The sequence below is a fragment of the Maribacter chungangensis genome (assembly GCF_042676845.1).
Classification (GTDB): Bacteria; Bacteroidota; Bacteroidia; order Flavobacteriales; family Flavobacteriaceae; genus Maribacter; species Maribacter chungangensis.
This window is the reverse complement of record NZ_JBHTHY010000003.1, coordinates 501,555-524,781: the sequence shown is the minus strand read 5'-3', so window position 1 is coordinate 524,781 and position 23,227 is coordinate 501,555. Positions and strand designations below refer to the sequence as shown.

Genomic DNA, 23,227 nt, shown 5'->3' with positions numbered 1-23,227 from the left:
AATCTATTTTTTCATTTTCCGTAGTCTACTCAAAGCCTCAAGGTAGTAATAATCGGCATAAATAAGAGCAACATCTATTTCGTGCCCCAATGATTTTGCTCCAGTTGAATGTAACAAGAAAGAATCGGCCTTGCCTACGGCGGAGTACGCTGGAGAATGTAATGACCTTAACATTTGAATAGCGGCATTATAATAACGTTTCTGGTCTTTTTTGCTGGAAACAAGTGTACTAAGTTCTAATAATCCAGATGCAACAATAGCAGCTGCGGATGCATCACGGTCATTGTCCTTTGTAGTATCAATATCAAAATCCCAGTACGGTATATAATCATCGGGCAGTAGTTTTAAATAAGCATCGGTTAATTTTTGGGCAAATTCTAAAAACTTTTTGTCGCCTGTCTCCCTATAAACCATAACAAATCCATATATGCCCCACGCCTGACCGCGAGACCATCGGCTATCGTCATGAAGCCCCTGCTTTGTGTGCCTGTTTAGTACGTTTCCGTTAATAGAATCATATTCCAGTACATGCCAAGATGTATAATCGTCCCTAAAATGGTTTTCCATTGTTGTTTCCGCATGACGTATAGCAATTTCTTTAAGTTTTGGCTCACCACCATTCTTTGCGGCCCAGAACAATAGTTCTAAATTTAACATATTGTCTATAATCGTGATATGTTGCTGCCATCGCGGATGCATTTTTGTATTCCAAGAATTAATAGTGCCTACATTAGGATTAAATCGTTTAGCAGCCGATGTCGCTGAGGTCAATAGAATATCTTTATAAGCCTGTATATCTGCCAAGTGGTAACCTAGTCCAAATGGTGGGTACATCATAAAACCAATATCATGATGCTCATCCACGGTTTTAAACTCCTCCATAACATTGGTCCTCTTAATTGCTTCTAGTTTCCATTTTTCATCTTTGGTAAGATCGTACATATACCAAAGTATGCCCGGATAAAAACCTGAAGTCCACATTAACCTCCCATTAGGAACTTCTTTCCACTCGGTTTCCCCAGTTTCAATTAGCCTAGGATGTACTGTTAAATCCGTCAGTTTTGGAACCGAAATTTCCAATTGTGCCTCACAATCAGCAATGGCCTTTTCCAAATTAAACTGCTGTTTGTTTATGGTTATTTCTGTGGATGATTCATTTGTGCGCTTTTTACTTGTTTCTTTACAGCTAATAAAGCAACATAAAAAAGCAGCTACCAAGATTCTTTTCATAATCAATTTATTCATTTGAACTCATGTTTATGGATTCTACTTTACCTACGCTAATGTATTTATATCCAGTAAGTTAAAACTCGTTTAGTTAAAAATAAAAAACTGTATTCCGTGTACTATGTTTAGGCAGTTTAAGCTTTGTGACAATAAAGGGTAAACGATGTCTTACTTTGATGCGAACAAAAAGGCTTTCCACATATCCTGGGTCAATAAATGCTTTTCCTTTAAGCGTTGCAGTTCCTTCTCCTCATTGTTAAACAAGGCCAATACCAGTCTATGTTTTAAATTATCCCTATCTGTTTCCTTCTCTAATTTTAACAGCTTGCTTTGTAATTCCTGTTGCTTATCCAACTTCTTCAGGGATAACAATCCAAATAGATTGTTTATATTCTCTTTCCACTCGTTTTCCTGGGTGTAACGTGCTATTTCTTCCAGTAAATCTTCTTCCTGTTTTCTGTTTTCCAGCGCTTGGTGACATAAGGCCAATAGGTATTGCTGCATACGTTCGTCAGGGGAAAATGGTTTGCCAACACCAAGGTTCTCCGGCCATTCTCTAGATCTATTTAAAATTTGAACAGCTTCTTTGAATTTTTTATTTTCCATCATATCGATTGCGATTCCAATATGGGCACGTTCATATATTTTCCTACTTTGGTTTGCGTGTTCAAAAGGGAGGATTTGAATATTCTCAAATATCCTCAGCACCTCTTTGTATTTCCTGGTAGAGACCAAAGACTGGGCGTTTAGCAACCCTATACTATAGTTTTCCGGAAATCGTTTGAATGCCTTGCTGCTTAGGTCCGCAGCCTTTTGATATGTCTCCGAATCCAATGCAAAGCGAATGTTCTCTTCCCAAATTTTCCAGTCCTTAGGGTTTAGTTTTAGAGCTACGGCATAGTCTTCTGCCGCCAGTAGTTTATTTTCTTCTTTTAATACCCCAGCCCTAAACCTATAAAAAATATCGGAATCGGGTTTGTTCCCAAGGTTTTGGAGCATGGATTTTGCTTTATTTGTTAGTCCTGTAGCCAAATAGTTTTGAGCTAGGTAATAGGTGAGCTTCCAACTATCGGGTTGCCGTGCTACCGCCCATTTTAATACTGGGACAGTTTCTCGACGAAAGGGAAACACAAAATCGATATCATTCTCTTCTACCTGGGCCAGCAAAGCCTTACTTTTAAGGGGATTTGAATCTTTAAGTAGATAGGACAGCCAAAGTTTGTTTTTGGCCTGTGATAAGTCCAGCGATACTATTCTAGCTGCCTCCACTGCCAATCCAAGGCTTTGGTATTGTATGGCTAAATCCAAAATAGACTCCGTGGAGAATTCATTTTTCATGCCAGCACGTACTTTTGGTAATTCCTGTTCTGAGTTCATGAAATTCGTTTCTGCAAGAGCAAAAAAGTTTAACGCGTCTATTTTTAAAATTGCGTCTATTTGGTTTTTAAAATCGATACTATTATTATTTTTTCTAGCTGCAACCGCCAGTACTTTTCTTGCGTTTAAGTTATAGGTGTTGAAATCCAAAGCTTTGTTGGCATAAAGTTTTGCCCTTTCGTAGTTTTCCGATGCTATATATAATTCTGCCATTTGCGCATAAGAGACCGATCTATATTTTATATCTCTAGCTGCCCAGCCAAAGGATTCCAAAGCATTTAATTTGTCGTTGGTCGCACGATAACTTAGTCCCATTATATAATTGGCACCGGCATCATACGTATCCATTTTTAATACGGCATTACCATGTTCTAGTGCTGTATCATAATTTGTTTTTCGATATTCCAATTCCGCCAGCTTCACAAGTCCAGCTCTATGGGACGAATCAAGCATCATTAGATTTGACAGTAAGTCATGGGCTTTTGTATATTCCCGAAATTCCATTGCCTCCAAGCCTTCTTGAAAGTAAGATTCCGATTCAGAAACCGTTAGGCCCGTATCTGGATAAAACGGTCTTTTCAAGAGATTTTTTTCGTGTTCGTTGGTGTAATACAATTCTGTTCCCTTAACGACAACTTCAATTTTATCGGTATTGCTTGCTGGCACAATTTTGGAGTAGATTTCCATGGGTTTCAAATCCAAGACTGTACTAAAGATTACTTCGTTGTTAACGAGCACCTCCATTTCCCTATCAAGGTTTTGAAAGGGGTTGAGTCCAACGTAAAGTCCGTTGGTTCTCATTTCTACGTTTAACGCACCATGTTTCGATGCATCTACCATGCCGCCTATATCCTTGAACGGGAACCAAATCTCGGACCACGTATCCATCATGTATGGATCAAAACCTACTTGGCTAATGGGATTGACAGCTCCGGGACTGTATTGATCCAATAGCCTTCCCGCCTGAAATTCTATATACTGACCATCTGAATCTGTCAACAGATCTTCCCAGATGCCCCCAGAACGTGCCAAGGACCACAGCCATAGCTTCTGACCCGGCATTTCTTCATAAGGAGACCATTGACCAAAACCGAAATTTCTATCATGATAGTATCCACCAAAAAAGTCATTATACTCACCAACGATGTGATAAGACTTTGCCGGTCCAAAATTATTATTCTTATAAAAGGACAAGTCCCTGCCCTTGTCGTCTATTGGCCATGTATGCGCAGTTCCATCATGTTCCAAATAAGCATTGCCCGGGATAAAAAACTGTAGGTCTTCCGAGACGACCGCTGCTGCTGTCATCCAATTATAATAGGATTCGGTTATGGGAGAAGCATTGTACCAAGATGCGTTGGTCTCAAAATAAGCTTTATCTTTTTCCAAACGTATTTCAACATTCCAGCGTGTATTGGACGGCAGGTCCGTATTGCTCACAAAACAACTGACACTGCCATCACTATTTTCTCTGGTGGTATAATCTACCGGCGTTGCCGTTCCGGGATGGTGTCCAATAATCCCAAAATTCATCTCAATACCGCCAGAGGTCCAGGGCCCACGTAAGGCAATATTCCTAAATTTAACTACTTTGTTCTTGTACAAAAATTCTTTCCCGGTACTTTTTTCAATAGCTCCCCAAACTTTCCCACCTATTTCAGGTAATATAAAGACCTGTATGTAATCGTTTTCAAGTGTAATTACCTTCCAATTTTTCTTTTGGGATCTATGTTCGTATTCTTCAAACTTAAAGTATGGGAATATTTTAGGGTTGTCCGCTAGCATCGGTACCGGGTTCGGCTTTCCAAAGCCGTAGGTATCTATAGATACTATCTCCTCTGCCAGCGTTGCTTTTTGCCCGTAGACGTTAAAACCCAATAATGATACAAGCAGAATAAAGGCTAGCTTTTTCATAATACTATGCTATTCATTTTTACTGATTTCATAAAGTTCCAGTGCATCATTATTTTTAGCAAAAACAATAAATTCACCTTGGCTTGCCAGTTTTATACTGGCAATATCCCTTACCTCACCTGCTATATCCAAACCGCTGATATCCGCAGTTACGGTCGTAAATTCTCCCTTACCGTTACCAAGCAGCAAACTACCTTTATTAGCATCATAACGACCGTATTTTACCCTACTACCGTAAAAATTACCGGCCATTACAATGTCTAGATATCCATCTTTATTCACATCTTTTACAAGTATACCGTATATGGGAGAAAACTGGACCGCATTAGGCAGGGCCGAGATATTGAACTGACCGTTCCCTAAATTCTCTATGTAGCTTGTCGCCAAAATTTTAGCTTTTAGAACACTTACATCCCTTAGTTCTTCAGCGGAGAAAATATCTTGGATTTGTGCATTGGCATAGTCCGAATAGTTTACATATTTACTTTTTAACCCATTAACTTGGGAGGATATATCATCCTTAGAAAATACAGGATAACTCTCACCTAGAATATAAGAACAAAGGATAGGGTCTATAGAACCATTTGCATCAAAGTCTTTATAATATAGGCTTATAGGTTCTTTGACCGAGGCCTTCAATTGAGAGTTAAGTCCCAAGTTGCCAACAATATAGTCTTGGTCGCCATCGTTGTCAAAATCTCCGGCAGTTATATTGTTCCACCAACCTTCCGAATCCTGTAAACCGTTGTTCAATTTCTGTTCCACTAAGATGTCTTCCGTATTTTCGAATACCCGAACCCCCATAAACTCTCCAACAACGATCAAATCTTCTTTTCCGTCACCATTATAGTCGCTCCAGATAGCATCGGTCACCATACCCCCATGTTTTAATGAAGACGCAATTTTTTCTGTCACATCCATAAAATTTCCGCCACCATCGTTTTCGAGAATATAGCTCATGGGTGATTCTGGATATTTACCTGGCACTAAACGACCACCAATGAACAAATCAACATCTCCGTCTTTGTCAAAATCAACGCCAGTTACACATGAGCCGCTAGTGTGCATCTGCGGTAATAAATTATTTTTCTTTCTGAAAGCGCCACTGCCATTATTGATATACAGTCTATCTTGCAACAGGTTGGAATCTTCTTCAAATTCATTTCCGCCACTTACAATATAAAGGTCACTGTCACCATCACTATCCGCATCAAAGAAAAGGGCATCAATATCTTCCGAATCTTTGTCCTGGGTTAGAGGTATTTGGGTAGATGCCTCAAATTTACCTGAGGTAGTTTGTATGAACAAGGTGCCCGATGTTCCCTTAGCCCCTCCGATAAACACATCGATCAACCCGTCTCCATTGACATCGGCGGTAGCTAGGGCAGGGCCTTGTGTGGAGAGTTTGTGTGGTAAAAGTTGTTCCCGTTTAAAATCGTTATAATTATTTTCCTGATGACTATAGGTGATTATACTATCATTTGAGACGGCGGAAAAAAAGGTGTTTTGTTTTTGTTCCTTTATGGTTGACCCGTGAGCAGCATCTTTTTGCGCCAATACCACTATTTGATTGGCGGGAACATCACTTACTTCCTGTACTTGACCGTTAGACCAGGTTACCTTAACACTAGCTACTTCATTTGCAAGGCCTAAACCAAATACCAGAGCATAATCTACAGAAGATTGATAGCCCCTAGTAGGATATACTTCTTGCACCAATAGCTTATCCGCAACAAGGAGTTCCACTTTTGCTCCAATACCATAGGTATTGCCACCATTTCCCAAAAGTTTTAGTTTTAAGTGATTATTGGTGTTTTTTAGGTTACTATTATTTTTATACACAAAAGCACGTTCATCAATATTGTTCACCACAAGATCTAAATCGCCATCATTGTCCAAATCTGCAAAACTAGCACCATTGGAAAGTGTTTTTTGGTCCAGGCCCCATGTGGTGTTCATTTTATCGAAGGTTAGGTCTCCATTATTCCTATAGGTGTAATTCTCTTCTATGGTGGCAGGAATATTTGAGATAAGCTCCATTATCGCGGTCTGTTGTCCAGTTTTGTTTTCGTTTAATTTTTCCTGTACGGCATAGTTCATGAAATCCATATTGGTATAATCCTTTTTATAGCCGTTGGTAATGAACAAGTCCTTAAAACCATCATTATCCAAATCCGCAAAAAGCGATGCCCAGCTCCAATCCGTATTGGAAATTCCAGAAAACTGTCCTATTTCAGAAAATGACATGCCCTTGTTGTTGAGCTGTAACATATTCCTCATGGTTTGATTGTAAAACCCTGAGTTTACGAGTCGTTGATACTTATCGTAATTATCAGGTCCGGAAACCATTTTTTGGCGATCGTTACCTTCTGGAAGCATATCCAGGGTCATAATATCCATAAACCCATCATTATTAATATCGGCGATATCCGACCCCATTGAAAATAGGGAGGTATGCCCAACAAACTGTTCTAAACTTTCAGTAAACGTGCCATCTTGATTGTTTATATACAAATAATCCTGTTCGTTGTAATCGTTGGAGACATAAATGTCCGGCCAATTATCATTGTTCAAATCAGAAATACCTATACCTAAGCCAAAACCCAATACATTGGAAATGAGTCCGGCCTCATCACTTACCTCTTTATATTTTCCGTTATCGTTCCTATATAATTTATCTGAATACGACTTGTTTTTTCTATTTTTCAACGAGGCTGTTATTTGTCCAAAACCGGCATACTCCTGGGTTGAATGATTCAATACATATAAGTCCAAATCTCCATCCCTATCATAATCAAAAAAGGAACCCTGGGTTGAGTATCCGGAATCCGCTATCCCATATTCCTCAGCGCTTTCTGTAAAAGTAAGATTTCCATTATTAATAAATAACAGGTTTTTTCTTTTACTGGCTGCAGGTGCGGCAGAACGGCATACGTAAATATCCAAAAAGCCATCTGCATTTACATCGGCCATAGTTACCCCTGTATTCCATAACCCTTCGGCAAAAACTCCGGCGTCCTTGGCTACCTCCTTAAACTCCAAATCTCCTTGATTGATGTATAGATGACTACCCACCATATTACCGGTAAAGTAAATATCTGGTAGTCCGTCATTGTTTACATCACCAATAGCGACACCACCACCATTATATAGATATCCATATTTTAAAACATTGAACTCTTCAGTTTCTTTCAAGATATTCCTAAAATCGACCCCAGTTTGGTTTGAAGACAAAAGCGTAAACATTTTATCATCATTTGTGTTTCCACAGGATACGAAGAGCATTACAACTCCGAATAACATAATCATTTTACACTTTCGCATGCTAAAAAGTTCTTTTTTTTAAAATCCCAATTCTAATTTCACAAACTAAAAGGTACAAAAAAGACCGCTGCGGCAGCGGTCTTTTTTTTACTAAAATATAATTAAGTTAGTTCTTCTTATCCCACCAAAGTTTGGTTGTCCCTAAATCGGGGCCACCCAATAAGTTGGCAACAGCGGCTAACGTCTGCGCATTATTATCGGCATATTCGGTAGCTGTGTACGTCATTCTTCTTGGAATCTCCGTCACTGGGATATCTGGATTCAAGGTGTTTATACGGTCATAAAGAATAGGATATCCAGTTCTCCTGCGTTCTGCATAGGCTTCTTTACTGTCCGGCCAAAGAGCAATCCATTTTTGTGTAATGATCTGCTCTAGCTGTTCCTCCTCGGAGCCAGCAGCATTATACGCCACCGGAACAGTTGAAACAGGAGGTGTAGTGCCATCATAAGAAGCAGGTGTTAACGTACTGGTCACATAATCGTCTCCAGATAAATTAGTTCCATCATACCCCAACTGCACATGGTTTTCTACTATCCCTTGATTATATAAATCAGCAGCAGAGCCCCCCATATTCCAACCAATCATAGCACCTTCCGCTCTTAAAAAATAGGCTTCTGCGGAAGACATGATCCTTACCGTAGGCCCTGGATCTCCACCCAAGGTATAAGGAGCAGCCATATTTGAGGCCAGTGCGTTAAAATTAGTAGTTGCTTTTGTTTCAGCAGTTTGTCCATTTCTCATACCTTCATAAGGAAAAGGTACCCCTGCAGGATCATCGGTAGGGTCTGGCTCCCCGGCCGGTGCGGCAATGCTAGCGATACGTGGATCTTGATATCCCTTTAGAATACTTTCCATATCCGCGCTCATTCTAAACTCACCCCATTGTGTTATAGTGGTATAGGAATTTTGAAAGTTAATATTCGTATCTATTGTTGCGTTATCGTCATTGGATAAAAACACACCATCGGCAACAGCTTTTTCCGCATTTGTTTGAGCTAAAGAGGCATCGGCATATCTTACTCGCATAGCCAAACGCAATCTCAACGTATTTGCAAATTTTAACCATGAATCTACATCACCTCCATAGATTACATCATTTCCTGCCAAAAAAGACGTACCGCCGGCGTTCGCTTTAAGTACTGCGACAGCTTCGTCAAGTGTTACAAAAAAGTCGTTATAGATAGCTTCTTGAGAATCATAAGGCACTTCGTTTTCTCCATTCCCAAACTGAGAATAGGGAATAGGACCCCAATAATCAGTGATTCTATGGTAGGCATAAACCCTCCAAACCTTCATCATAGCGCCCTCCAAAGCAAAGTCCAAATCTGCGGCGGCATCTTCGCTGAATTTGATGTTGGTCGCAGCACGCTGATAAAAGTACCGATACGCACCGTTTAGCCAACCGCCTACCAATTCGTATTGATCACTGTTAAAGTTAGGTGCGGTGGTTGCAAAGTAATTGGAATACACATCTGCAAAAAGAGATTGTGATAATTGAAACGGACCTCTAGCCTGATCAAAAGGCATAAAATTGGGTGTATACAAGGCACGTTTAACAAATAAACCATATTCCGAAGAAGTTACTGCATCTTCCGTAAAGTTTTTGGGGTCGGTATTTAACTCCGTAAAGTCATCCGTGCAGCTAATCCCAAAAGACGTAATGGCAAGCCCTAAGACTATTAATTTTAATTTATTTTTCATTTTTTTTCTTTAAAATTACAATTTTATTTTTAGAATCCAAGGTTAATAGATACCCCGATGTTTCGTGTCGTTGGCAATGCAAAGGACTCACGACCTTCTTGATCATTGGCGGTACCGCCTACAACTTCAGGATCAAAATTTTCGGCCGCATTACTGAAAAAGAATAAATTCCTTCCAACTAAAGATACATTTGCCGATGTTAAAAAGGTTTTAGAAAGAAAGCTTTGTGGCACAGAATAACCTATAACCAATTCCCTTAACCGAACGTTAGAAAGCTCGCGAACGAAGGCCTCCCCTACAGGTGTGTTCCTACCCCCTACACGGTTCCAGAAATCTTCTGCCGTAACAGCGATATTGTTTGGCGTACCATCTGCAAATACAGCGTTCTGCCCACTAAAGAAGTTATCTCCAAAAACGAGTCCTCCATCACGACCCTCCGTGGTATAATCCAATACACCATCACGAGCTAAAATAGCTTCCGAAAAACTAGTTACGCTACCACCTTGACGAATATCTATCAAAACGCTCGCATTAAAATTCTTGTAACGGAACGAATTTCTGATACCGCCCAACCAGTCAGGATTAAAGTTGGCTACCTTAACCGCGTCACGACCCGGTGTAATTATTGGAAGACCAAAAGCATCCACAATTACATCACCGTTAGCATTACGCTCATAGCCCCTGGAATAAATATCACCAAACTGGCCTCCTACTTCCAGGACATAATCCCTAATAAAATCGCTATTTACCGTTAATCTGTCAAAACCGTCCGCAATCGCCAATACCTCGTTCACGTTTCTTGCCCAGTTCAGATCTAAATCCCAAGAAAAATCAGGATTATCAATCAAAGTACCTCCCAAAACTATCTCAAAACCTCGGTTCTGAATATCACCACCATTCTGGAAACGACTTGCTATACCTGAACCAACTGGGGTTGGAGTGGCAAAAATTTGATCAAAGGTATTTGTTTTATAGTACGTCAAATCAAAACGAAGACGGTTCTCAAAGAAACGGGAATCAAAACCAAGTTCCAAGGATTGTGTGCTTTCAGGTCTTAAATCTGCATTTGGCTGGGTTGGGTTAATATCCAAACTACCAAAACGAATATCCGCACGTCTAGACAAACTAAAAGCGTCTGTATCATTACCAACTTCTGCCCAGTTGGCCCTTAATTTCAGGAAACTTAATGGCGTGCTACTTACATCCACCAAATCGCTTACTACAGCGGTAAGACCCACCGAGGGATAAAAATAAGACCTATTGGCCTCCGGAAGCGTAGAACTCCAGTCATTCCTTGCCGTTGCGTTAAGGAAGATGGCGTTCTTATAAGAGAATTCGGCTAAACCGTATACGGATTGCACCTCAAATCTTTCCAGTTCCTCAGTAGCTAAGGGCTGCTGCGTGTTACTCAAGGCAAAGAAATTCTCAATGGTAAAATTATTTCCCTGACCTTGTAAACGATTTCTCTCGAAAATTCTTTGGTTGGCTCCTGCACTTACATCAATTTTAAAATCGTCAGAAATCTGCTTTTTATAATTTACCAGTACATCGTTGTTCCAATCGTACTGATTACTTGCCACCTTTTGATACTGACCAAATTGAGCCACTGTATAGGTGTCATTATACCAGAATGTTTCCTGAGAAGCACTGGTACGGTCCAAAGCCGACCTAAGCAGTACAGATAGATCATCATTAACCTGATATTTAAATGAAAGCAATCCAAGTACCTGTTCGTTCAATCTAGGATTGGTTCTATTATTAATGGTCCAATACGGGTTACCACCACCGTTAAATTGTGGTAAAAAATAATGTTGCCTTAGTTTCCCCTCAGGATTAATGAACTGAAAATCCTGAAAATCCTCGGTGCGAATATTCCTTGGTATTTTGTACAGATATCGCATTGGATTATCAAAACCTTCACCTGTTGCCAAAAAGTTGGAGAAATTATCGCGAATATAATTCACCTTAGCATCTACTGTTAGCTTGTCGGTAATGTTAGAATTTACCCTAATGTTGATACTATGCCTGTCCAAGTTGTTTCCTGGCACGATACCACCTGCATCTGTAAACGTATAGCCTAAAAAGACGTTACTCTTTTCACTATTCATATTTACACCTAAATTGGTCGCCAATTCATGACCTGTAGCAAAAAAGTCGTTTACGTTATCAGGCTGGGCTTCGTAGGCGTACGTAGACCCAAAATTAGGGTTCTCAGGGTTATTGGACCAATGCGCTACCTGGCTACCATCAAAACGCGGACCCCAAGATGTAGTTGCCACCTCAGAATAAGAACCTCCGGCACCTTGACCATACTCGTTCTGTAGTTTCAATAAATTTATTGGTGTTGAAATTGTAGATGCGAATCCTATGGTAGTCGAAACTCCTGATTTTGCACCTTTACCGCTTTTTGTAGTAATAACGATTGCACCGTTAGATGCCCTACTTCCGTAAAGTGCAGCGGCATTTGCACCTCTTAAGACCGATATTTCTTGAATATCATCAGGGCTTATGTTGTTAATGTCCCCTGACAAAAGTATACCATCAACTACATATAGCGGTTGACTGCTACCGCCAATAGACCTGTTACCCCTCATAACCACCTTGGTAGGAGCACCAACACCCGAAGCAGAACGTGTTACCGAAATACCGGCAACCTTACCACTTAAACCTTCCAATACGTTTACCGAACGCGCTTTGGTAAGCTCATCGGTTTCTACCTGCTGGTTAGAGTAGGATAACGACTTGGATTGTCTTTCCAGACCCAAAGCAGTTACCACCACCTCATCTAGTTGACTTGCGTCTTCCTCCATGATTACATTAACCGTACTAGAAGAACCAACTGTTACCGTTTGTTGTTTCATCCCTAAATAAGAGAATACAAGAACATCTCCCGTGGAAGCGGAAATCGTATAATTTCCATCAAAATCGGTCTGTGTACCATTTGTAGTTCCCTGAACCAAGACGTTTACACCTGGAAGCGGCATATTGTCACTGGAGCTGGTTACCGTACCAGACACCGTGCTATTCTGTGCTAGTACCCCTTGTGAAAAGAGAACACACACTAATGTCAAAAAACTAAAGATTTTTTTGTTCATAAAGTTGAGTTTAGTTTAAAATTAGCTTGTTAAGATAAAGTTAACGCTTAAAAGTGAGAACTTACCCCTGTGGACTAAAAAAAATTCGACCAACGACGAACATGCAAAGCTAAAGAACGTTGCAATTAAAGGATGAGCGTTAGGTACTGTTATAGGAATCCAATGTTTAAATCCTTAGTTGTTCTTCTAGGATTGGCTTCCTATTGCTATTTTGGCAACCTAAACGTTAAAGAATATCCCCAATGGTTTTAAGTTCCAAACCCTTATGATTTAAAAGTAAACCAGCTAGCTTACACTACCAAAATACGACTGTAAGTACGTTGTGTTAATACTCCAATTCTAAATAATCCATCACCTCTTCATAACAGCTTGTATCAATACCCGCGCTTTTCATTCCTTCTAAAGAAGATATATCGTTTCTTCCTAAAAGACTTTACGGGGCAATAAGCACATAACGTATTTCATGGTTCTTTGTTGGAGTCTGAAATAGCAAAGATAATATGAGCATTATACGTATCACTTGTTATTTCCATGATATATTGATGACTAAAACTGTAGCCATCCAATTTTTCAGCCTTATTTTTTTTAAAAAGCCTACACTTATCATTAATGGCCGTATCAAAGGTTTTATCCGTTTCGCGTTCTGTCTTCACAGAAACCTTACGTTCTATTGTCTGTTCTGCAGCTTCCTTGGCGCGGTACGTTACTTTTTTCCCAAACTGGGTATTGGTCGTCAACGTAATTCCAAATAACAAAATAAGACTGTAGTTTAATTTTGCGTTGACAGCTTTATGTTGTACTAAGCAAAATAGAACCTTTTGAAATTATCGCTATACACTTTCATTTTCGGTCTGTGTTCCTTCCCCTTTGCAGGGTAAGGAACCATAATGGGAACAGTTTGTTCAAAAAAAAAGGAGTTCCTGTCAAGAAATATGCGCAAGCGACCCATAGCCCACAGGGCTTCGAACCTTAGCGAACCCTTTTAAACGATACGTTTATGGATTTGGTAAATCATCGCTGTTTTTAACTAGAGCTTAAAATAATAATAGGATAAGTATCTTGCCGGTTTTGGTGCTGTTGTAATTTTATATTCCCTAATGTATCTAGGTGTTTCAAAAAGCTTAACACCGATCTTATGTTTTTAACCTAAGTTTCTTTAAACAGTTTCCTAAACTAAAACTGATTAAATGGTGTCAATGGGATTTCAGAGTTGATAAATAATTAGCAAAACTAATTGTTGTAAGGGAATTAAATGACCCGTTTCTTATGGGAGAAGCCTAAAAAAATACAAGTGAGCGTCCTTTAATTTGTTTGCCATAAAATTAGAACATAGACTAGCGATAAAAACATATAAAACTTTACAATCACTTTAAATCGCACTAAATATCAGGTTTGTGTTGTTCTATATTCTAGGACGTTTTTAAGATTCCACGTAAATATCGATTGTTGTGCCTGTAACTTTCCATCATATCCGAATTTTCGGGAACGGCACCTTCTATTTGCACCCAGCCTTCATATCCAATATCGGTCATGGCTTTATATACTTGGGCAAAGTCTACCGGACCCTGCCCAAGTAAAAAACCATTTTCCTTTGCATGGAATTCACATATATTTTCTTTCCCCAACAACCGGATTTCTTCATAAATATCATAACCCATTTTATTGGAGTTTGCCACATCATAGTACACCTTAACGTTGGGAGAGTTTACCTCGGTTATGATTTCCAAGTGCTCTTCTGCACTTAACCATGATTCAATTCCTAAAATTATTCCTTGACCCTCTGCTTTTCTTGCGACTCCTTTGAGCCGTTTTATGGTTTCTTGTGTGCCTTTGGCATCGTTCTTAAGATCACCCTTATTAAAAAAGGCCAAAAGAACTACCTTAACGTTCAAAGCAACTGCAACATCTATACTATCCATGACCCATTGCTTTGCTCTTGGGTCGGATTTATAGGGAACGTTGTTCAATTCGCCTATGGCTATACCACCAATGGCCATGTTCAGTTCCTTGCAAGCTTCCTTATAGGCCAATTGTATTTTTTTGTTACGAAGATGCATATCGTCCTTTAGGGTCCCCAAACTAATTTGAACACCATCCAACCCTATCCGTTTGCCAACCTCCATAGCTTCTACGTTAGCCATTTGGTTGATAGACCAATCACAGGCCCCAATGCGAAAGCGATTGTTTTTTTCCGTTGCAAAGGCTTCATAAGCCGTTAGATAGGATATTCCTACCAATCCTAGGGCCGATTTCAAGAGCTCTCTTCTTGTAACTGTGGTATTCATAGTGGTATCATTTTAGGGTAAGTAAATAGGATGATAGATCGGACAGTTCCTGCTCTTTTAAGCCTAGCGTAAACGCATCTGGCATTAGGCTGAGCTGTAAACGTGTTTTTTCTATGACATCATTTGGATCCAAAATTATTTTATTGCCCAACACATCTTTTAGGACCATTGTTTCGCCTTCCGAAAGTAAAAAGCCGTAAAAGACAAGACCGTTTCTAAGTTTCACCATTAGAGGTTCATATCCGAAGACTATCGAAGCACTTGGCTCTATTAGCGCTTGTAGCATTGCGGTCTTATCAAATTTATTCCCTATTTGGCTAAGATCGGGACCAATATCATTACCACCTTCAGGGGATTTATGACAACTGGCACATTTTGCCATAAACAGGTTTTTTCCATCAGCGGGCACTCCTTTCAAGGCAATGGACTTTACCAATGATACCTCTCTACTCGTGCTTTGCTTAAAATAGACTTTTGCCAAGGTGCGTACTTCAAGATATGGGTTATCAAATATAGTCTTGGCAATTTCAGGCAAAAGTTCTTGGTCTAGTTCACCATTATGAGCCATCGCCATCAATATACGCGCTCCAACCAAATCTTGCGACAAGGCCTTGGCCGCACCCACTTTGTCCTTAACATTGTTATTGTTCTCAAGGACGGTTCTCAGCGAATCTATTGCCTGCGGTAACTCAGATGCTACACCGTCTTCCGGCTTCCAACTCCATAGCGAGAACCAATCGTTGGTTTTCCGAAAATCCAACCACCAATCTGCCCACTCTTTTATTATATCACTATCGGAAACCTCTTGTATCTCTATCATCGCCGCTACCGCATCTTCATCCTGTATAAAAGCCAGGGCATCTATGGCCTGCTTCCGCTGTTTGACCGAAAGGGATATTTCCGTTGCCCTTGCCTTAAGTGCTTCAATAGCAGTTTTGGGGCGTATTCGCCAAACTACATTTGCAAAAGTATCTGACCATTGTGCATAATCCTTCTCTTGCCCTTCTAATAGCGCAGCGTAACTTTCTTCTTCTTTCCCTTCCATTGCGGTACCCAATGCTTCAAGATACCAAAGGTCGGTACCGTTATAGCCTTCGTATAGTTTTTGAATAAGCGATCCAGATTTTAGCCATGCCACGTCACGTAAAGAAATGGCAACCTCTCTCCTAACTTCTGGAGCTGGATCATCTACAGCCCATTGGGCATATTTTAAGATGTCCCCTTCATTATTTTTAAGTGCCCTATATGCAGTGACGCGGAGTCTCGGGTCTGGATGATATTTAAGAATGGACTCCACTTCCAAGATACCGAGCTCACCCAAATTGGACAAAAGCCATACGGCCCTGGCTTGGTGCAATGAACGTGGAGATTCCAATACTTTTTTCACCTCACCTATTACGGCCGTGCCTTGGCTTTTTAGTTTTTCAAAGCCCAAATTCCTGACATTAATGGCAGGGTTAAGTAGCGCTTTGATTTGTCCCTTAATGGTACTTAGGTCGATTTTCGGGGTTTTAAGTACTTTTCCTCTTGGGGTTATCCTATAGATTCTGCCATAAGCCAAGGTATCCATCATTTGATGCCCTCCCACTACGGGATCGTACCAATCTGCAATATAAATCGCACCATCGGTACCTACGGTTACATCGCTAGGACGAAACCATTTTCGATTGTCACTGTCCACATCGTTCCAAACATAGTCCTCCGTAGATTCTTGAGTAGAGGTAATCAAGTCTTTTCTGTTCAAGTGGAAACCTGCACCGTTCTGCGAAGGCTGATAGGCGAAAATGACATTTCTTCCCGCGTCTGCACTCAGTAGCATACCTTCAAACTCGGCACCGAAAGCATCTCCTTCATAAACAACGACCCCTGTTGGCGATCCGGCACCTGTATTGTCGCCTGCGGGCATAACACCAGGGTCTTCTTGATGCCAGTGCGAAGTAAAAATTTCCTGTCCAGGGCGTTGATCCGCCTGCCATGTCCTTTTACCGTTCGCGCTAAAATATCCGGCGTTTCCTCCTTCCATTACATAGGACACCCGGCACGTGACCACCTGATCATCGTTATCGTTTTGCCACATGGTACCATACGAATCCAACGCCACCTCATACGAGTTTCTGAAATTATGCCCCATAACCTCCAACTCGCCGCCGTCTTTGTTTGTGCGCAATGCAAGACCACCTACCCAAACACGGCCATCGTCGCTTACCTGGGCGGGCTCATTTTTGAGGTTATGAGGACTACCGCCGGTGTAAACGCTACCGGAACGTAAGGTCCATCCAGATCGATCGGTTACAAGATGCGGGCCAGCATTGCCGGCATTGAAATAATATTTACCGTCCGGACCTACAATCAATGAGTGTAGACTATGATCATGGTCCAATCCACCAAAACCAGTTAGGAACACTTCCTTTTTATCCGGCACGTCGTCGCCATCCTCATCTGTATATACTAGTAAATTTGGAGCGGATGAAACAAAAATCCTATTGCCAATAACAGCGATTCCCATAGGAGCGACCAAATCTTCGTCTTGTACAAAAACCTTTGAGGAATCACTTACGCCATCGCCATCCGTATCTTCCAAAATTACTATTCTGTCCCCTCCCTCGAAATTTAGATGTGTTTCCGAACTATTATTAAAATTCCTATAATTTACGGCCTCCGTTACCCATACGCGCCCTTTGGCATCAACATCCATATTTGTAGGATTGAAAAGATCTGGTGATTCCGCCCATAGTTTTACCTCCCAATCCTTAGGAACAACGAACCCATTATTGATGGTTGTGGTAAAATCGAGAGTTGGGGTACTATACTCGCGTAATCTGGTATCCGTACAACTCGCTAAAATTGAAACAAAAGCGGCTGTTAAAAAAATGGCCTTGGTTGGATTAGCACTATAGTTCCTTTTCATAAACTGGTTTTTAAAAGAAATGCTCCCTAAAGATAAACCATATTACTTGTACGTACAAGCTGAAAAATTATTAACTCTAACACCCTTAATAGTAGTTCATTGCACTGTTAATCAAACACATACTTGCTAAATATGAAAGACGATTTACCGAGAACCATCTTCTATAACGGGTTTACCGACTTCATGCAGGGAAACCTTATGCAGGCGATCCTCTTTCTGAACACCTCTTGTTTGGGGAATCGCGCCGGGATTTCGTTCATCGACTCGACCCCGGTCGGGGTCTGTAAGAACAAACGTGTAACCTACCGTAAAGTATTCAAACCAATTTAAGTTTTGAATGTCGTATTGAAAATTTGAATTATTTTTTTCTCAGTTTAGGAATGAAATCTAAGCATAGCATTAGCTATGGTTCTATTTTATGACGACAAATGAGTAAAAAAGAAACTTGTTTTATGCGACATCTAGAATTTAAATTGGTATCAAAGGTATCGCGACCACAGAGTGTTCCACCGTGGGATGGTTCCGCAGTTTCTAACTGCTCATTATCATAAACGATAAAGGGGCTATACTGAACTTTGCGATAACCTAGGTAAACCTGTAGGTTAGGGGACCACTTTAAGTAGAACGTTTTCTGTATAAACTCTTTGTAAAATTTTTAACCGCTAAACGCTATATTAGGAATGAGCCTTACGGAAATATAGCTCATATACGAGGTACACTTTACAACCTAAATTAGGAAGAATATAAAAAAATCCCTGATGACCATGTCCGACAAAATAGCAATAAGAGAACGCTCCGTCATGGAAACGGTCAACAACGAACCCAAGAACATATACCAAATAGAATAGTTAAGGTACAGGAATTTTGACAACTCCCTTTATGCTATCATGACAGGAGCAATAGTCTATTATAGTTTCTTGATTAAAAAAACAAGTGTTAAATAGCACGCCGTCAAGATTAATCAGCTTATCCTTTTTTAATCGAACTTAGGTTATTAGTACCTTTGAGAACTAATAAGCGTAAGAATATAGAACAGCTACTTTTAAGCACCTAAACGCCATTTCTAAGCTATCACATTAATTACGATAAGGGTTAAATAGGTATTACTGCGTTCTTAAATTAAAACCATGTCCGGCGAAACATACAGAAGATGCCCTAATTGTGGAAAAATGTCTTTAAACCAAGACTATTGTCCGGCGTGTGGCAGTATTGTTAATATCACCTTAAAACGGGAACTGGAACGAAAAGAAAAAGCACGTCAACGGATCAAGGAACTCAATGATCCAAAAAAGAAAAGTGCGGTTACGCTGTTCTTGGAAAACGTAAAGGACCACGATAATGTATTTATAAAATATATTGCCCGTTTCTTTTACGGTATTTGGATCGTTGTACTCGCTATAGGTTCTTTTTTAGCACTGCTCTTTAGTTATATAGCGGCCTAACACTTACCCTATGCTCATTACCAATATACGACGATGGTACTTCTTGGTTTTTGCCTGTATCGCTATTGTAGTGTATGGGGCACAGCAGCTCTCTTTCCCCTTGTACCATCCCATAAACAATTACCTCAACGATTTACTTTGCATGCCCATTGTATTGAAACTATGCCAATATGCTGTTCGATCTATCAAAAGGGATGAACACCTAAACATACCCGTAAAACTTTCGGTTACGGTTACAATTTTATACGCTATCTACTTTGAGGTGCTACTTCCAAAATTCAATGATCGATATACGGCTGATTTTATTGATGTTATTTTATACTTTATAGGACTAGTGTTTTTTATATGGATGGAAAATATAACACAACCGCAACATAAAAATGAACCTGACAAAAACAGCACTAGTCCGTAAGTTATTTTTGATCTTTAATTCGCCAACGGGTTCTTTGATTTGCCAAATACCTTGGCGCTCGTTTTCATATCGGCATATCTAGGGTCTTGCACATAGTCCTGTTTTTGCATTTTCACTACCTCGATACTCAAAAACCCGAATTCGCTCACCACCTTGCCGTAAAAACGATAGATCCCCCTCCCTTGAAAAGGATATACCGCTGCCACGGGAGGAAACAGCACCGTATCAAAAACAGCGCCTTGCTGGTCTACCAAAGTAGCAAACTGCATTCGTTTTCCTTTATGGGTCTTGGTATTTTTAACCGTAACGATATACCCATAAATATCTATATGCCTGTTCAGGTAGCGTTCCAAATCTTTACATCCCGTACTATTCTTAGGAGGTTCCACTAATAAATCATAGGGGCTGCACAAACAAAACCCCAACAGTTCCAATTGGGTAAAGGCCTGTTCTAAATCCGTGGTATGCAATTTGGGAATTTGAAAATCCTGCTGCTTGGGCCTAAACAATTTAGGATGGTCTATTTTAACGTTCTTGGTCAAATACAAATGTGCTTTCCACAAGAGTTCGTGCTTATTGGTTCCCGTGAACCTAAAGGCATCGATACGAATGAGAATACTTGCCTGTTCTATGGATATGAGCACACGATCTAAAAAATCTTCCAAAGAAATGTAGCTACCGTTTACTGTCCGTTCCTTTAAAATTCGGTCTACTACACGAACCTCCAATTCCTTTAAATACATAAAACCCAAATAGAGTTCTTTTCCATAGATGCGATTCCTGGCATCGCTATTGTTTATGCATGGAGCATGAATGATAGCCCCCAACATACGCGCCTCATGGATATAAAATTCCGACCGATAAAAACCACCACCATTATTGAGTACGGCCACCATATATTCCAACGGAAAATAGGCTCGCAGAAACAGCGTCTGGTAACTCTCTACGGCATAGGAGGCAGAGTGCCCTTTGGCAAAGGCATAGCCGGCAAAACTGGCCACTTGGTTCCAGATTTCAAAAATCAACGTATCCGCGTATCCCTTTTCCCGGCAATTGGAAATAAACTTCTCCTCTACCCTTTGGAACTCTGCACGCGACCTAAATTTACCGCTCATACCACGCCGCAGCACATCTGCTTCGCCCAGATCCAGCCCTGCAAAATGGTGGGCCACCTTGATCACATCTTCCTGGTAGACCATAACGCCATAGGTTTCTGGCATAATGCGCAACATTACAGGATGTGCCAACTTCTCTGCCCTACCTGGATTACGGTGGCGTAAAATATACTCCCGCATCATCCCACTTTTAGCGACCCCCGGACGAATGATGGAACTCGCCGCTACCAAGCCCAAATAATTAGCTACCTGTAACTTTTTTAGCAGCATACGCATAGCTGGGGATTCCACGTAAAAACAACCCATGCACTGCGCGGTCCTGACCAACCCGTTTATCTTGGGGTCGTTCTTGAACCGTTTGATGTCGTGAATATCCCACTGGGCAATCTCGTCTGGTCTGGCTTCCTCTAAAATGGTGATGCATTCCTTGATCTTTGAAAGTCCGCGCTGCCCTAGAATATCAAACTTGTACAAGCCTACATCCTCTGCAATGACCATATCGTAATGCGTTGTTGGGTAACCTTTGGGCGGCAAATGCGTTGCCGAAAACCAGTGCAAAGGCTTATCGCTGATCAAAATACCACCGGCATGGATACTCAGATAATTGGGCATGCCTTCCAAAAGTTTGGTGTATTTGACCACCAAGGAAGAAACACCGTCCAGTCTGGCATCTTTAAAATTACCATCACATAATTTATCTATTTCATCCTTGGGCAGGCCAAATACCTTTCCCAATTCGCGCACCATACCGCGCCACTTAAAGGTAACGTAGGTACCCAATAGGGCCACATGTTCAAAACGTTCAAAAATATATTGGGTCATGATGGGCCTATCATGATGTGAGAAATCGATATCAAAATCGGGGGGATTGGCGCGGTACAGGTTCATGAAACGCTCAAAATAAAGGTCCAGCTCCATAGGGTCCACATCCGTAATACGCAATAAATACGCAACGATGCTATTGGCACCACTGCCCCTTCCTACATGGAAAAAATTGCGGCTACGGGCATAACTTACAATATCCCAATTGATTAAAAAATAGGAAACAAAACCCATTTGCTTAATGAGGTCCAGCTCCTTTTCCAAGCGCGCGCGCACGTCCTCGCCTACTTCTGGATACCGATACGGTAGCCCTTCTTCACAGAGTTTTTCCAACAGTCGCTCGTCTTCGGCCTGACTACCTAGATAATTTTTCAGATTTTGAGGTTTTCGTCCTTTGGAAAAATCGAAATGAATGGAACAGGCCTTCATGAAACGTTCCGTGTTTTCCAGTATAAAGGGGTATTCAGAAAAGGCTGCCGCTAGGTTTTGGATCGGAAACATCTTCTCCTCTGGATCGGCCTGTTCAGTAACACAAAGCTTGCTCAACAAGGTGTTATTATCTATGGCACGCAATAAACGGTGGGCGTTAAAATCTCGTTTGTTCCTAAAAGTTACGGGCTGTTGTACTACCAGTCTATCCTTGAGACCTATCAACCTAGAAAAACGTAAACGTCTTAAATCGGCAATGGAAATACCTATAAACTCATGTTCCAAAAAGTTTGTTATCTCGTGCTGTAGCACGGTTTCAAAAGGATAGATGACATAAGCATTCTTAAATTTGGGAGGCCTGACCGGAAAATCCTTTTTATGGTGCAAGTGTTCCGACAAGTAATCATTGAGTTCCAGGTAGCCATGATTATTCTTTGCGATGCACACAAAGCAGGGTTCTACCCCATTTCTAAAATCGATTCCCAAAATAGGTTTAATGTCCAATTCCTGTGCCTTTCTTACAAAATTTAATCCCGCCGAAGTACAGTTGATATCGGTAAGCGCCAATTGGGCCACCTGATTTTCTTGCGCCAGTTGCAGCAGCGCCACCTCTGAAAAAGTACCGTAACGCAAGCTGTAATATGTATGGCAATTGAGATAGATAGTAGTATTGGGATTTTTAGCTATTAAACTTATTTTATTGTTGGATGTTGGGTCTTATTTTAAGTTTCTTTTGTTTCAAAGCCTCCCCTGGCCCCTCCCAAGGAGGGGGATGGTTTCTGACCTGGAATAGGTATTTTTAACACTTAGACTTTGAGCTTATGTAGTACCCTCTTTTTAAATACAAATCCAAATATTAAACACAAATACAATTCTTGCCTTTACATTTTTTCTATCCTCTAAAGACTACCAACTTTCTATCGTTCGTCTTTGCGAGGAGCATTTTCGCGACGAAACAATCTGTTGATGGCGGTTATCTTGGCCAATAGCCATATTTCACTTAATTCAACAAAGTATACTTTCTGTACCAAAAACCTCCCCTAGCACCTCCCGAGGAGGGGAATGACTTAGTTAATATTTTCAAACGAACCTCATTGCAAGGCCCTTTTCGGCCAAAGCAATCTGTTGTGTAGAGGTTCCAAGACTACAGATCACTTCGTCGTACCTCCTCGTGA

Annotated in this window: 12 protein-coding genes and 1 pseudogene; 4 read left to right on the top strand and 9 right to left on the bottom strand. The window is 40.7% G+C overall.

Annotated elements, in window-relative coordinates; translation table 11 throughout:
* Positions 1-3 precede the first annotated feature (3 nt).
* The 8 genes from ACFQZJ_RS02185 to ACFQZJ_RS02150 form a co-directional block, all read right to left on the bottom strand.
* Positions 4-1,245: a glycoside hydrolase family 88 protein gene (locus ACFQZJ_RS02185; RefSeq protein WP_379931954.1), complete on the bottom strand. Its 1,242-nt coding sequence runs from the start codon at positions 1,243-1,245 to the stop codon at positions 4-6.
* A gap of 150 nt (positions 1,246-1,395) precedes the next feature.
* Positions 1,396-4,518: a DUF5107 domain-containing protein gene (locus ACFQZJ_RS02180; protein ID WP_379931952.1), complete on the bottom strand. Its 3,123-nt coding sequence runs from the start codon at positions 4,516-4,518 to the stop codon at positions 1,396-1,398.
* A gap of 9 nt (positions 4,519-4,527) precedes the next feature.
* Positions 4,528-7,842, bottom strand: a complete 3,315-nt coding sequence (locus ACFQZJ_RS02175) for a VCBS repeat-containing protein (RefSeq protein WP_379931950.1) — start codon at positions 7,840-7,842, stop codon at positions 4,528-4,530.
* 106 nt (positions 7,843-7,948) lie between these two features.
* Complete coding sequence (locus tag ACFQZJ_RS02170; RefSeq protein ID WP_379931949.1) at positions 7,949-9,544, bottom strand: SusD/RagB family nutrient-binding outer membrane lipoprotein; 1,596 nt, start codon at positions 9,542-9,544, stop codon at positions 7,949-7,951.
* Between the two features lie 29 nt (positions 9,545-9,573).
* Positions 9,574-12,639 carry a SusC/RagA family TonB-linked outer membrane protein gene (locus tag ACFQZJ_RS02165; RefSeq protein WP_379931947.1) on the bottom strand — a complete coding sequence of 1,022 codons (3,066 nt, stop codon included), beginning with the start codon at positions 12,637-12,639 and terminating at the stop codon, positions 9,574-9,576.
* Between the two features lie 461 nt (positions 12,640-13,100).
* Positions 13,101-13,394 (bottom strand): hypothetical protein, encoded by a 294-nt coding sequence (locus ACFQZJ_RS02160; RefSeq protein ID WP_379931946.1) that lies wholly within the window; start codon positions 13,392-13,394, stop codon positions 13,101-13,103.
* Positions 13,395-14,048: 654 nt separating this feature from the next.
* On the bottom strand, positions 14,049-14,924 hold the full coding sequence (locus tag ACFQZJ_RS02155; protein ID WP_379931945.1) for a sugar phosphate isomerase/epimerase family protein: 876 nt from the start codon (positions 14,922-14,924) through the stop codon (positions 14,049-14,051).
* A 7-nt stretch (positions 14,925-14,931) separates the two neighbouring features.
* Positions 14,932-17,832, bottom strand: coding sequence for a PVC-type heme-binding CxxCH protein (locus ACFQZJ_RS02150; protein ID WP_379931944.1), 2,901 nt, complete (start codon positions 17,830-17,832; stop codon positions 14,932-14,934).
* A 147-nt stretch (positions 17,833-17,979) separates the two neighbouring features.
* On the opposite strand from ACFQZJ_RS02150, the pseudogene ACFQZJ_RS19745 reads away from it, so the two are divergent.
* The 4 genes and pseudogenes from ACFQZJ_RS19745 to ACFQZJ_RS02135 all read left to right on the top strand — a co-directional run.
* Positions 17,980-18,159 (top strand): annotated as a pseudogene (locus ACFQZJ_RS19745) (transposase); the annotation flags it as partial.
* A 404-nt stretch (positions 18,160-18,563) separates the two neighbouring features.
* On the top strand, positions 18,564-18,680 hold the full coding sequence (locus ACFQZJ_RS02145) for a transposase (RefSeq protein ID WP_379933107.1): 117 nt from the start codon (positions 18,564-18,566) through the stop codon (positions 18,678-18,680).
* Between the two features lie 279 nt (positions 18,681-18,959).
* Positions 18,960-19,274, top strand: coding sequence for a hypothetical protein (locus tag ACFQZJ_RS02140; RefSeq protein WP_379931943.1), 315 nt, complete (start codon positions 18,960-18,962; stop codon positions 19,272-19,274).
* Between the two features lie 10 nt (positions 19,275-19,284).
* Positions 19,285-19,686: a hypothetical protein gene (locus ACFQZJ_RS02135; RefSeq protein ID WP_379931942.1), complete on the top strand. Its 402-nt coding sequence runs from the start codon at positions 19,285-19,287 to the stop codon at positions 19,684-19,686.
* 14 nt (positions 19,687-19,700) lie between these two features.
* Here ACFQZJ_RS02135 and ACFQZJ_RS02130 read toward each other — a convergent pair whose 3' ends face one another.
* Positions 19,701-22,715, bottom strand: a complete 3,015-nt coding sequence (locus ACFQZJ_RS02130; RefSeq protein WP_379933105.1) for a DNA polymerase III subunit alpha — start codon at positions 22,713-22,715, stop codon at positions 19,701-19,703.
* Positions 22,716-23,227: the final 512 nt, after the last annotated feature.